The sequence below is a fragment of the Winogradskyella eximia genome, assembly GCF_003386165.1.
GTDB classification, from domain to species: Bacteria; Bacteroidota; Bacteroidia; order Flavobacteriales; family Flavobacteriaceae; genus Winogradskyella; species Winogradskyella eximia.
This window is the reverse complement of record NZ_QRDV01000004.1, coordinates 161109-174304: the sequence shown is the minus strand read 5'-3', so window position 1 is coordinate 174304 and position 13196 is coordinate 161109. Positions and strand designations below refer to the sequence as shown.

Genomic DNA, 13196 nt, shown 5'->3' with positions numbered 1-13196 from the left:
TTAATCCTTAATCTTTTTAGTACCAGAAATAGGATTTACACCATACTTATCAAATAAATAAACCAATGCTGTCATAGTAGCAGTACCTAATTCTAGTTCGCGCTTATTTACATGTTCAAAAGTATCATTTGCTGCATGATGGTGATCAAAATAACGTTGTGAATCTGGTCGTAAACCAGCGAGCACATTAGTATCGGTTTTTAATGGACCAACATCTGCACCACTTCCACCTAACTCAAAATAATGAATTAAATAAGGTTTAAATAAATCTTTCCAACCTAATACTTGATCGAAATTTGTAGAATTGGCTGCAAACGAAAATCCTCTAGGTGTAAAACCACCTGCGTCACTCTCTAATGCAAAAATGTGATTCTCATTTTTTGCTTTGGCAACTTCAGCATATTTTGTTGCACCACGTAAACCGTTCTCTTCATTCATAAACAAAACAACTCTGATGGTACGTTTTGGTTTAATTCCGCTCTTTTTTAATAATCTTAAAACATCCATTGATTGAACAACACCAGCACCATCATCATGTGCACCATCACCCAAATCCCATGAATCTAAATGGCCACCAACTATAATATATTCATTAGGAAATTTATGTCCTGTAATTTCGCCAATAACATTATAAGATTGCACATCTTCAAATTGCTTACAATTTTGTTTAAAGTAAAACTTAAGTTCTTTGTTTTGTTTTAGTGCTTCGCTCAACTTCTCGGCTCCATTAGTACTGATGGCAGCAGACGGTATACGCTGATTAATTGGTAAATCACCATAACTCATGCTCCCAGTATGAGGATAATCATCTTGACGCAAGTTCATTGAACGTACAATAACACCTACAGCACCATACTTACCAGCTTCCATAGCACCAGCATATCGCTGATTTACACAACCTCCATAAGCATTAAACGTACTTATTAAATCGGCTTGCATCGGACGGTTATAAAACACAATTTTTCCTTCAATTTTTTCTTTTCCTAAAGCAGCTAATTCTTCAAAATCATGAACCTCTACAACCTCAGCAGAAACACCATCCTTAGCAGTAGCGACAGAACCACCTAAAGCACAAATATTAACTTCTTTAACAAAACCTGCAATTTCAAAAAACGCCTTTTCTTTTTCTCCTCTTTCCCACTTAGGAACCATAACTGGCTGTAACCAAACTTTGTCTAAACCTAATTTTTCTAATTCAGCTTTAGTATATTGAACTGCCAACTCTGCATTTTTAGAACCAGACAATCTCCCTCCAATCTCATTAGATAAATGCTCTAGCCATTCATAACTTTTCCCATTAGTAAGCGATGTCTTATACACTTCTTTTAAAACAGACTCGTCATTCTGAGCAAAATTAAATGCTGTAAAACAGCATAAAATAATAGTAACTATTCTAGTCTTCATTTTCTAATTGGGCTTTATATAAATCTATATTTTCTTTTTGATGCGCAGGTAATTCTGGCTCTTTAATATCTGTATACGTTTTTAAAGTGTCATATAAGATTTTTGCCACAATATATCGTGCTGTTGGTTTATCGTCTGCAGGAATATTATACCAAGGTGCGTGTGGTTTAGATGTTCTATTTAAAGCATCTTCATAATACGTTTGGTATTGATCCCAACATAAACGTTCGTCTAAGTCGTCTGGTGAAAATTTCCAGTTTTTTTCTGGTTTATTAAGTCGTCTTAATAATCTATTTTTTTGTTCGTCTTTAGATATGTTTAAAAAGAATTTAAAAACGATGGTACCATTATCGGCAATATGCTTTTCGAAATTATTGATTTCATTAATCCGTTTGTCCCAAAAGGCCTCGTTAACATCTTCTAAACTATTAACATGTGGCATGTTTTCATACATTAGATATTCCGGATGCACTCTAGTTACAAGTACGTTTTCGTAATGCGTTCTGTTAAATATGCCAAATTTTCCTCTCGCAGGTAAGGCAATAACATGCCTCCATAAATAATCGTGCTTTAACTCTAATTCCGTAGGTTTTTTAAAACTGTGAGCAACAATACCTCTGACATTAAATTCTTTAAAAACTTCACGAATCAAACTATCTTTTCCTGCTGTATCCATACCTTGAATACACATTAAAACAGCATACTTACCATGTGCATACATGGTATTTTGAATGTCTGCTAAGTTTTCACTTACAGTTCTTAGCTCGCGTTCAATTTTCTTTTTATTTAGTCCTAAATCAAGTGATGTTGGTAAATCCTTGATATTGATTTTTGAAGAAATCTTAAAATCCTTTATGTGAATGTCTTTCATAATTATAAATTTTATTTAGAAGCAAAAGCTTTTACATCATTCTCACTAACTTCTTTTTCTCCTAAAATAATTAAACGTTCAACAACATTTCTCAGCTCACGAATATTACCTGTCCAATCATAATTTTGAAGCAATTTAATAGCCTTAGCAGAAAATGATTTTTTAGCAGTGCCTTGTTCACTAGAGATCTTTTCAGCAAAATAATTTATTAATAATGGAATGTCTTCACGTCTCTCATTAAGCGCTGGCACTTCAATTAAAATAACCGCTAATCTGTGATATAAATCTTCTCTAAAATTCCCTTCTTCAATTTCTTTTTTAAGGTTTTTATTGGTCGCAGCTACAACTCTAACATTAACTTTAATGTCTTTATCACTACCAACACGTTGAATTCTACTTTCTTGCAAGGCTCGTAATACTTTGGCCTGTGCAGACAAGCTCATATCACCTATCTCATCTAAAAATATAGTACCTCCATTGGCAGCTTCAAACTTACCTGCTCTATCTTTTGCTGCTGAAGTAAATGCTCCTTTTACATGACCGAATAATTCACTTTCAATTAATTCTGATGGAATTGCGGCACAATTCACCTCAATCATTGGTCCTTTAGATCGTTCACTTTTTTGATGTAACCAATGCGCAACAAGTTCCTTACCTGTTCCATTTGGACCTGTAATTAAAACGCGAGCATCCGTTGGCGCTACTTTATCAATCATATCCTTAATACGAGCAATGCCATCGCTCGCACCAATCATTTCGTAGTTTTTACTTACTTTTTTCTTCAACATTTTGTTTTCAACAACCAACTCTTTTCGGTCTAAAGCAATACGCACTGTATTAAGTAAGCGGTTTAAATCTGGCGGCTTAGAAATATAATCAAAAGCTCCCAAGCGCATCGTATTTACTGCAGTATCTAAATCACCATGGCCAGAAATCATAACCATTGGCGTTTCTGGTTTAATCTTTTTTACAGCCTCTAAAACTTCAACACCATCCATTTTTGGCATCTTAATATCGCAAAGCACCAAATCATAATCTTCTTTCTTTATTTTTTCAATCCCAACCAAACCATCTTCAGCTTCTTCAACTTGGTACGTATTATTTTCTTCAGAAAGTATTTTGACTAACACACGTCTAATCGCAGCTTCATCTTCTATAATTAATATTTTTGGCATAACTTTAATTTATTTTTATGTTGAATAAGGACTTGTAAGGATAGCACTTAAAGCTTATTTTATTTTTGAATAATATGTATGTCGCGTTGCGGAAACGGAATTGACACATTGTTTTCTCTAAAAAGGCGTTCAATTTCAAACCGAATTTCACTTTTTGGAAACTGAGCTTTAAAACTATCAGACAATGTAAATACCAATTTAAAATCTAATGAACTATCTCCAAAATTAGTAAAAATAACCGATGGTTCTGGCTCTGAAAGCACTCTATCATTTGTACTCGCTGCTTGCAATAACAACTTTCTAACCAACTGAACATCACTTCCGTAAGCGACACCTACTTCTACACTTTCTCGCGTTGTAGTTCCGTTTTGTGTCCAATTGTACAAACTGTTTTCTAAATATAAATGATTAGGAATTACTAACACTTTATTATCGATAGTTACAGCTCTAGTGGTTCTTAATTTAATTTCTTCTACTCGACCTACTTTACCATCAATTTCAATAATATCACCAACATGTACAGATTGGTCAATCAATATAAAAACTCCAGAAATAATATCTTGAAACAAGGTCTGCAACGCTAAACCAATACCTATTAAAAGTGCTGCAGAAGCTGCAAAAACGGCTGTTACATTAACACCAACACTATGTAACGTTACTAATAATATTATGAGATAAATTAACCATCTAAAGTAGCCATAAACAACACTAAATTTACCTTTATCATCATCAGGCAAATTTCTAGTTATTATTTTTAAAACTATTCTTAATACTATTGTTGTAATAAATATAGCAGTAATAACTATTAATACATCAAGGATGGAAATACTAATATCATTACCAATTTCCATGTGTAACCCTAAGAAATCTCGGGTTTTCTCCCAAGCACCACTTTCTGTAATTTTATCTTCTATATCATCAAAATTCTGAACCATTGATTAATATTTCAACCATTTAAAAAGTTCTTTATAGGTTGGTTTTTTACCATACATTAAAATACCTACTCTATATATTTTGGCTGCAAACCAAACTGCAAAGACAAATGTTCCTATAAGTAATAATAAAGATAAGCCTTGCTGCCAAAGTGGTACACCAAAAGGAATACGCATTAACATTACAACTGGTGATGTAAACGGTATAAATGAAAACACCGTAGAAACCGTTCCGTGAGGATCTTCAATTACCGTAAAAAAACCAACATATACGGCCAACATTAAAGGCATAAGAATTGGCAACATAAATTGTTGTGTATCCGTTTCATTATCTACTGCTGCACCAATTGCTGCATAAAGCGAACTGTACAATAGGTAACCTCCTATGAAAAAGAATAAAAAAGCAATGATAAGATTAGTCATTGGTAAATTTTGAAAAGCAATAAAAAACTCTCCTATTCTCTGCTCCATTCCAGAATCTTGAAGTGTTTGCATTGCCACCTCTTGTTGTTGCGTTTGCATTGCCAAAAGGTCTATATTGAATATAAAACCTAGCACAAACATAAAAACTCCTCCCAAAATAGACCAAATAACAAACTGAGTTACACCAGCTAATGATGTACCAATAATTTTGCCCATCATTAATTGTATTGGTTTTACAGATGAAATAATAACCTCTATAATTCGGCTTGTTTTTTCTTCAATTACACTTCGCATAATCATATTACCATAAATGATTATAAACATAAACAGTAGGTAACCAGCCGCACCTCCAAAAATAAGTTTTACAACATTATCTGCTTTAGAACTCTTTTGTCCGTCATAACTTTCTTGTGCAATTTCAATATTGGTTTTAGATGCTTCAATTTGTGCCAATGTAACACCATCTTTTTGAAGCTTTTCTTCTTTTAATCGCTTTTCTATTTTTTGTTCTAAACCAGAAATAACGCTCAACGAAGGTGATTCCTCTGAGTAAAATTTAATCTTATTAGTAGCATCACCTAAAACATCTACACTAGCGATGTGCAATAAGCCATAATCCTTTTTTTCCTTAACTAAGGCAATGGCATTCTCTAAACTTAAACCAGTTAAGTCAGTGTAAGTGGTATTTTCAGAATTTTGAAATACTTCTTTTAAATATCCTGTTTCATCTAAAATTGAAATGGTACGCTCTTTATCATTATTTAATTGCGATAAATATGCAACAACGGCTGCTAGAGCTATCATTATTAAGGGGCTTAAAAACGTCATTACAATGAATGATTTGTTTTTAACCTTAGTAAGATACTCACGTTTTATAATTAAGGGTAAATGATTCATTTTTAGTTGTTTTTTACAGTTTGAATAAAAATATCGCTAGCTGAAGGGATCACTTCTACAAAATGATGCACCTCTGCTTTTGATGTTAAAAATGAAAGTAAATCATTTGGTGATGCGTTCTCTCCTAGCTTAATATTTAACTTTATATCATCATGTAGATTTCTAAAGGTTGCAGGAAGCACTTCAAATTTATCTTGAATTTCGGCAAATACTTTGTCTTTATTAGGAGATTCTAAACCAACTTCAAAAGTGTTGGTTTTAAATTGACGTTTTATATCGTTTAGTTTTCCATCTAAAACTTTATTAGATTTATGAATCAACGCAATATGATCACATAACTCTTCAACCGATTCCATTCTGTGTGTTGAAAAAATCACAGTTGCTCCTTCGTCCCTTAACTGTAAGATTTCATCTTTAATTAAATTGGCATTAATAGGATCGAAACCAGAAAAAGGTTCATCAAAAATCAACAATTTTGGGCGATGTAAAACGGTTACAACAAATTGAATTTTTTGTGCTTGCCCTTTACTTAATTCCTGAATTTTCTTGTTCCACCAGTCTCCTATCTCTAGTTTATCAAACCAATATTTTAACCTCGCCTTCGCTTCTGTTTTACTTAAGCCTTTTAATTGAGCCAAATATAAACACTGCTCTCCTACTTTCATAGATTTATACAACCCACGCTCTTCTGGTAAATAACCAATATCTCTAACATGCTCTGGTTTTAATGGTTGGCCATCTAAAAAAACTGCGCCTTGATCTGGCATTGTTATTTGGTTAATAATACGGATCAAAGTAGTTTTTCCTGCTCCATTTGGACCAAGCAAGCCAAAGATGCTACCTTTAGGTACAGCAATAGATACTTGATTTAGCGCTTGAAATTTTCCGAAGTTTTTAGACACGGAATTAGCAACTAATAAGTCATTCATATTTAACTAAATTTATTGGGTTTGGTTATTACGTAAAGATATTAAATGTTATAGATTATGAATAAAAATGGCCTATTAATTCTACAAATTTTATATTTTTTTAAAAACAGCTTTAAAATGTAGATGTAAACCTGAAATAGATTACGCCATTTTTTTATAAATGAGTACTGATTTTAATAGAACATAAATCAGTTAAAATTCCAAGTTTTAATTAGAAATAGCTAAATCAAAGATGATAAAATACGATTTTGCTATAAAAACAAAACCCACCCTTATGGTTAGACAAGGATGGGAAAAAATTGCTATGAAAAAGAAAAATTACCGCTAATTTACATTAGCGATAAATCAAATATACTAAATTTTATTAAATAGATCCCGATTATGAAAACATATCTTTTACCTTTTCAAAAAAAGATTTATCAGTGCTTTCTGGCTTAGGTACAAAATGCTCATCTTCTTTCATACTTTCAAAAAAAGCTTTTTGCTTTTTATTTAAAGTCTTTGGCGTCCATACGTTTACATGAACTAAAAGATCACCTTTGCCATAACCATTAATACTTGGTATTCCTTTGCCTCGTAATCTTAAAATTTTGCCTGACTGAACACCTGGTTCTATTTTTATTCTAACTTTTCCGGTTACGGTATCAATTTCTTTTGAATTCCCTAAAACGGCATCTGGTAAACTTACATACATATCGTAATGCAAATTATCTCCTTCTCGCTTTAGTGTTGGATGATCCTCTTCTTGTATTGCAACTAATAAATCTCCAGCAATACCATTTCCTGGTGCATCATTACCCTTACCTGTAACTTTTAACTGCATGCCATCTACAACACCTGCCGGAATTTTAACCGTTACCGTCTCTTCTGAAACTTTTAAACCATGCTCATCAGCATCAGATGGTTTTTTATCAATAGACTGACCAGCACCTCCACAAGTTGGACAAGCAGCAGAAGTCTGCATACGACCCAAAATAGTGTTGGTAACTCTAGTGACTTGACCAGCACCATTACATGTCGTACACGTTTTATACGTAGTACCTGGAGCTTGTATTTTTCGTTTTACTTTAATCTTCTTTTCTACACCATTTGCTACATCCTCTAGTGATAAGGTAACACGAATACGCAAGTTACTTCCTTTAACGACGCGTTGTCTTCCGCCTCCTCCGAAACCACTAAATCCGCCTCCACCTCCAAAGCCTCCGCCGAAGATATCGCCAAATTGACTGAAGATGTCATCCATATTCATTCCGCCTCCTCCGAAGCCACCACCTCCTCCTCCGTTGAAGGCTTGGTGTCCAAATTGGTCGTAACGTGCTTTTTTATCTGCATTACTTAAGACTTCGTAGGCTTCTGCTGCTTTTTTAAATTTCTCTTCAGCACTACTATCATCAGGATTTTTATCTGGATGATACTTTAATGCCATTTTGCGATAAGCCTTTTTAATTTCGGCTTCAGATGCTCCTTTACTAATTCCTAATATGTCGTAATAATCTTCTTTCATCAACTAATTTATTCAGCGTCTTTACTTTTGTAAAAACTCATTTTTCAATATTATTGTCCAATAACTACTTTAGGAAAACGAATAACTTTATCTCCTAATTTATAACCACGTTCTACAACATCGATTATTTTTCCTTTAAGATCGTCACTTGGTGCAGGTATTTGCGTAATAGCTTCATGATTGTCCGCATCAAACGTATCACCTTGTCTTACTTCTATTTTAGTTAAGCCTTTTTGTTCTAAAGTGTTTACTAACTTATTATAGATTAATAAAACGCCTTTTCTTAATTCTTCAGCTTCTTTATCGTCTTCAATATGCGTTAAAGCACGCTCAAAGTCGTCTAAAACAGGCAACATAGACACCATAACATCTTGGCTTGCTGTTTTAAATAATTCTATACGCTCTTTTGTTGTTCGTTTTTTATAATTTTCGAACTCAGCAAACAAACGCATAAATTTATCCTTCTCACTGACCAATTGATCTTGTAATTGTTCTTCTGGAGTTTTAGTTTCCTTTTGCTCTTCTGCAGCTGCTTCTGCTGTTGTAGAAGTTTGATCCTCAAATTGTGAATCTTCTACCTTACTGTTTTTATCTTTTTTACTCATTTTTAGAGTTCTTTTTTATCTTTCAATTAGAATTGGCAAAAGTACTGCCATTATTATAAAAATGTCAAAATGTCATTAACATTTTTTTATCAAACTTTTATCTTCTATTACTTATCTTTACAACTTAAAACTAAAACAAATAATTACTGACATGAAGACATCATTTTTAAAAATTTTTACTGTTGTTGCATTAATAGCATTTACAGGCTGTAAGGATAAAGCTAAAGAAGCTGAAACAACAAGTACAGAAGAAGCTGCCGTGGCTGAAGTAACTGCAGTTGCATACGCAGTAAATTCAGATCAATCTATGATTGAATGGAAAGGTTTTAAACCAACAGGTAGCCATAATGGTACAATTTCTATAAAAGAAGGAAAATTAGAACTTAACGACGGAGCTATTGAAAGTGGTAATTTTACTATTGACATGAATAGTATTGTTGTAGCAGATATACCGGTTGAGGACGAAGGCAACGCAAAATTAACTGGACACCTTAAAAATGCTGACTTTTTTAATGTTGAAGCATTCCCAACCGCTTCTTTTGAAGTTACAGGTATTGCAACGGCAGATGGTAAAACTATGTTATCTGGAAACTTAACGATTAAAGAAAAAACCAATAATATCAGTTTCCCTGTAACAACAGAAGTAAATGATAATGTGGTAACTTTAAAAAGTGAAACCTTTTCAATTGACCGTTCTAAATGGAATGTTGAATATGGCTCTAAATCATTTTTTGATAATTTAGGTGATAAATTTATCAATGATGATATGGAAATGAAAGTGACAGTAACTGCAGAAAAAATCTAAATAAAATTAGAGTACCATATAAAAAGCAGTCATAATATGACTGCTTTTTTTTGTGCTAATTTTTTATGTTTCTAGACTTCAACCTAAAAATAATAGGGTTTACATAAAAATAAATTTTATGGCAGCAATCATACCTATAAAACCTATAAATGCAATAAGTACCCAAATAGTACCTTTATAATGCAGTTTATGCAAATTAAGATCTTTACGATATTGGTAACCAACAACGATAACAAAGGCAATAAAAAATAATATTCCAAAAATCAATTGACCAGTACTAAACATCTTCTTATTTTTATACAAAAATAAGGATTAAAACTACAACTATGCAAGACAAAATCAATGCTGTAAAAGCATTCCATACTGCTTTTAAAATTGGACATCGAGAAACTCCAAAAGCTGACCTAGGAATTGAAAAAAACATGCTACGTTATAAACTCATGCGAGAAGAAAACGAGGAATACCTAGAAGCAGCAAATAACAATGACTTAGTTGAAGTTGCAGATGCTTTAGGCGATATGCTTTACATATTATGTGGTACCATTATAGAACATGGTATGCAACATAAAATTGAAGAAGTTTTCGAGGAAATACAACGCAGCAACATGAGCAAATTAGGTGCAGATGGTGAACCTATATATAGAGAAGATGGCAAGGTTTTAAAAGGACCCAATTATTTTAAACCACACATTAAAGCCATATTAGAATCATAAAAAAAGTAGCCTCACGGCTACTTTTTTTTATATAAACTTTTATAACAACTGATTATTTAACTTCACGTCTCCATCCATGTTTGTCTTCAGATAGATTATGTTGAATATTCAATAAGGTTTGTTTAAATTTCTTAGCATAAGAATCTTCTACCTCAGCAATTTCAAATAATTCTTCATGATGTTCAAATGCTGAAATTGGACTAATCACTGCAGCTGTACCTGCTCCGAAAATTTCTTTGAGACTACCATCTTTAGATGCGTTTTTAATTTCCTCAACTGTGACTTGTCTTACTTCGCAAGTAATACCTAAATCTTCTGCAAGTTGAATAATACTTTTTCTAGTGACACCATCTAAAATTCTATCGCTTGTAGGTGCCGTAATTAATTTATCATTCACTCTAAAAAACACATTCATAGTTCCTGCTTCTTCTAAGAAGGTATGTGTATCTGCATCTGTCCATATGATTTGCTGAAATCCTTTTTGTTGCGCCAAACTTGTTGGATAAAACTGAGCAGCATAATTTCCTGCAGCTTTTGCAGCACCAACTCCACCATTTGCAGAACGACTAAAATGCTCTGCTATTAATACACGAACAGCTGAGTTGTAATACGATTTTGCTGGAGAACAAATAATCATAAAACGATACATATTTGCTGGTGAAGCAGATATGGCAGGTTCTGTTGCTATAACAAATGGACGCAAGTATAATGAATTACCAACTCCTGGCTTAATCCACTCATTATCTAGTTTTAATAAAGTCTCTAACCCTTCAAAAAAATAATTCTCAGGAAAAGCTGGCATTGCCAAACGTGCAGAAGACTTATTAATTCTATCAAAGTTTTGCTTCGGCCTAAAAAGAAACACCTTTCCGTCATCATCCTTATAAGCTTTCATACCTTCAAAAACGGCTTGTCCATAATGAAAAACACGTGCCGAAGGTTCATAACTCATAGCTTGATATGGTATGACCTTTGGATTTTGCCACTTTCCATCTTCATAATCACAGACAAACATATGGTCCGTAAATTCGCGACCAAAAGTTAAATTACTAAAATCAACATTTCCGATTTTAGATGTTTTAGATTTTTCAACACTAATTTTATCTGTATGAATAGCCATAATTATTAAGATTTAAGAACAAAAGTACATAATCGATACCGTTAAAAAAAAACAATATTCCCTTAAATTTTGTAATTTCGCAATTCAGGAATAATTCAACAAAAAAAATATAATAATGAAAAAAATGATTCTTCTCGTAGCGATATGTTTCGCTACTCTATCTTGTAAAAACGAAACAAAAGCTACTGACAACCAAGCTGAAGAAGCGCAAAAAGAAATTGCATATGCTTCTTTTGGTAAAGAAATTAATGATACAGATGCTATGTATCCAAAAGGGATGTTAGAGCGTTATAAAGATTTAAAAGCAGGCGATACTATAAATGCCAAAATGCGAGGTAAAATAAAAGAGGTATGCTCTAAAAAAGGCTGTTGGATGACAATTGATATTAATGGAAAAGACCAGATAATGGTAAAATTTAAAGACTACGGTTTTTTTATGCCATTAAATGCTGAAGGTGAAGTTGTAATGAACGGAAAAGCTTATGTTTCTGAAACTTCTGTTGAGGAATTAAGACACTATGCAGAAGATGCTGGTAAATCTGAAGAAGAAATTGCTGCAATTACAGATCCTAAATTTGAATATGGTTTTGAAGCTGATGGAGTTTTACTTAAACAATAAGATTTTAGGCATTGTTGTTTTTTTATTTTTAACACTATTTAGCTGTAAAAATAAAGATAAAGCAATAGAAGAACCAACAAAAAAGATAGTTGAATACGACATGTACCAACCTTCTGAAATGGCAGGTTTTATGAACGCTATGTATGCGTATAACCAACAATTAAAAGCACAAATTGTTGCCGGAGAAACACCAGCAAGACTGCCTTTAGATTTATTAAAGTTACACTCAGCTGAAATGACTGATGGTAAATCTAGAACAGAAAACTGGCAAAGTTTTGTAAACGTTTTTATTGAATCGCAAGAAGCTATTGTAGACACACTGTCTAATATAGAATTGAAGGAACGCTATAATGCTGCGATAAACAATTGTTTAAATTGTCATAAAACAGAATGCACAGGACCTATTCCGAAAATTAAGAAACTACTGATTCAATAATTTGAAGCGAAAAATAATTACCACCTCAGATGGTTCAAAAACCATACAGATTGAAGAATGGAACGAGCAATACCATTCTATTCATGGTGCAATACAAGAAGCAAACCACGTTTTTTTAAAACATGGTTTGTTTTTTTATACTGATATAATTAGTAATTCTGAATTGGTTTCAGAATCACAACCGGTTTCTATATTAGAAATTGGTTTTGGCACAGGACTAAATGCTTTTTTAACTTTAATTGAAGCGGAAAAATTAAAGTTACCGCTAAATTATGTTGGCGTAGAGGCTTATCCTGTTCAAATTGAAGAAATTAATCAGCTTAATTATGTTGAATTGATTTCCACTTCACATAATGCAGTCTTTGAAAAACTACATGAAACGCCTTGGGAAACACCACATGATATCACACCGCTTTTTAAATTAGAAAAACAGCAAAAGTTCTTTAAAGAGATAGAGGCCAAAGATAAATTTGATATCATATACTTTGATGCTTTTGGAGCTCGTGTACAGCCTGATTTATGGACAGAAGACATTTTTAAAATCATGTTTAATGCGCTAAAAGAGAATGGTATCTTAGTCACCTATTCTGCAAAAGGAAGCGTGAGACGTGCAATGCAAGCCGTTGGATTTACTGTTGAACGATTGCCTGGACCTCCAGGAAAACGCGAAATGTTGAGAGCAACAAAACTTTCAGTTTAAAATTAGGTTCTTTAAACCTTTACCACATCATTGAAATCCTCGATTTAGCGCAAGTATAATTAT

The 13196-nt window shown here is 33.0% G+C and carries 15 protein-coding genes; 5 read left to right on the top strand and 10 right to left on the bottom strand.

What is annotated here, in order from left to right:
• The 8 genes from DFQ10_RS10550 to DFQ10_RS10515 all read right to left on the bottom strand — a co-directional run bounded on the left by DFQ10_RS10550 (position 1) and on the right by DFQ10_RS10515 (position 8740).
• Positions 1-1404, bottom strand: a complete 1404-nt coding sequence (locus DFQ10_RS10550) for a M20/M25/M40 family metallo-hydrolase (RefSeq protein ID WP_115817386.1) — start codon at positions 1402-1404, stop codon at positions 1-3.
• Positions 1394-2275, bottom strand: a complete 882-nt coding sequence (locus DFQ10_RS10545; protein WP_115817385.1) for a PPK2 family polyphosphate kinase — start codon at positions 2273-2275, stop codon at positions 1394-1396. Before DFQ10_RS10545 ends, DFQ10_RS10550 begins: the two co-directional genes overlap by 11 nt.
• An 11-nt stretch (positions 2276-2286) precedes the next feature.
• On the bottom strand, positions 2287-3450 hold the full coding sequence (locus DFQ10_RS10540; protein ID WP_115817384.1) for a sigma-54-dependent transcriptional regulator: 1164 nt from the start codon (positions 3448-3450) through the stop codon (positions 2287-2289).
• A 59-nt stretch (positions 3451-3509) separates the two neighbouring features.
• A complete protein-coding gene (locus DFQ10_RS10535; protein WP_115817383.1) occupies positions 3510-4385 on the bottom strand; it encodes a mechanosensitive ion channel family protein in 876 nt (291 codons plus the stop codon).
• Between the two features lie 3 nt (positions 4386-4388).
• Positions 4389-5702, bottom strand: a complete 1314-nt coding sequence (locus DFQ10_RS10530) for an ABC transporter permease (protein WP_115817382.1) — start codon at positions 5700-5702, stop codon at positions 4389-4391.
• 2 nt (positions 5703-5704) lie between these two features.
• Positions 5705-6631, bottom strand: coding sequence for an ABC transporter ATP-binding protein (locus DFQ10_RS10525; protein ID WP_115817381.1), 927 nt, complete (start codon positions 6629-6631; stop codon positions 5705-5707).
• 379 nt (positions 6632-7010) lie between these two features.
• On the bottom strand, positions 7011-8135 hold the full coding sequence (gene dnaJ / locus DFQ10_RS10520; RefSeq protein WP_115817380.1) for a molecular chaperone DnaJ: 1125 nt from the start codon (positions 8133-8135) through the stop codon (positions 7011-7013).
• Positions 8136-8185: 50 nt separating this feature from the next.
• The gene (locus tag DFQ10_RS10515) at positions 8186-8740 is read right to left on the bottom strand and encodes a nucleotide exchange factor GrpE (RefSeq protein WP_115817379.1); all 555 of its coding nucleotides are present in this window, start codon (positions 8738-8740) and stop codon (positions 8186-8188) included.
• Positions 8741-8891: 151 nt separating this feature from the next.
• Between DFQ10_RS10515 and DFQ10_RS10510 the strand changes: the two genes are divergently transcribed.
• Positions 8892-9545 carry a YceI family protein gene (locus tag DFQ10_RS10510; protein ID WP_115817378.1) on the top strand — a complete coding sequence of 218 codons (654 nt, stop codon included), beginning with the start codon at positions 8892-8894 and terminating at the stop codon, positions 9543-9545.
• A gap of 99 nt (positions 9546-9644) precedes the next feature.
• Here DFQ10_RS10510 and DFQ10_RS10505 read toward each other — a convergent pair whose 3' ends face one another.
• Positions 9645-9830: a hypothetical protein gene (locus tag DFQ10_RS10505; RefSeq protein WP_115817377.1), complete on the bottom strand. Its 186-nt coding sequence runs from the start codon at positions 9828-9830 to the stop codon at positions 9645-9647.
• 41 nt (positions 9831-9871) lie between these two features.
• Here DFQ10_RS10505 and DFQ10_RS10500 point away from each other — a divergent pair, with 41 nt between their 5' ends.
• Positions 9872-10258, top strand: coding sequence for a pyrophosphohydrolase domain-containing protein (locus tag DFQ10_RS10500; RefSeq protein ID WP_115817376.1), 387 nt, complete (start codon positions 9872-9874; stop codon positions 10256-10258).
• 52 nt (positions 10259-10310) lie between these two features.
• On the opposite strand, the gene DFQ10_RS10495 is transcribed toward DFQ10_RS10500, so the two are convergent.
• Positions 10311-11378, bottom strand: coding sequence for a branched-chain amino acid aminotransferase (locus DFQ10_RS10495; protein ID WP_115817375.1), 1068 nt, complete (start codon positions 11376-11378; stop codon positions 10311-10313).
• A gap of 115 nt (positions 11379-11493) precedes the next feature.
• Here DFQ10_RS10495 and DFQ10_RS10490 point away from each other — a divergent pair, with 115 nt between their 5' ends.
• Genes DFQ10_RS10490 through mnmD form a run of 3 tightly spaced genes read left to right on the top strand, consistent with a single transcriptional unit; the run spans position 11494 to position 13133 of the window.
• Positions 11494-11997: a DUF4920 domain-containing protein gene (locus DFQ10_RS10490; protein ID WP_115817374.1), complete on the top strand. Its 504-nt coding sequence runs from the start codon at positions 11494-11496 to the stop codon at positions 11995-11997.
• Positions 11975-12433 carry a hypothetical protein gene (locus DFQ10_RS10485; protein WP_115817373.1) on the top strand — a complete coding sequence of 153 codons (459 nt, stop codon included), beginning with the start codon at positions 11975-11977 and terminating at the stop codon, positions 12431-12433. The genes DFQ10_RS10490 and DFQ10_RS10485 overlap by 23 nt, the downstream gene beginning before the upstream one ends.
• 1 nt (position 12434) lies before the next feature.
• Positions 12435-13133 (top strand): tRNA (5-methylaminomethyl-2-thiouridine)(34)-methyltransferase MnmD, encoded by a 699-nt coding sequence (mnmD, locus tag DFQ10_RS10480; protein ID WP_115817372.1) that lies wholly within the window; start codon positions 12435-12437, stop codon positions 13131-13133.
• Positions 13134-13196 lie beyond the last annotated feature (63 nt).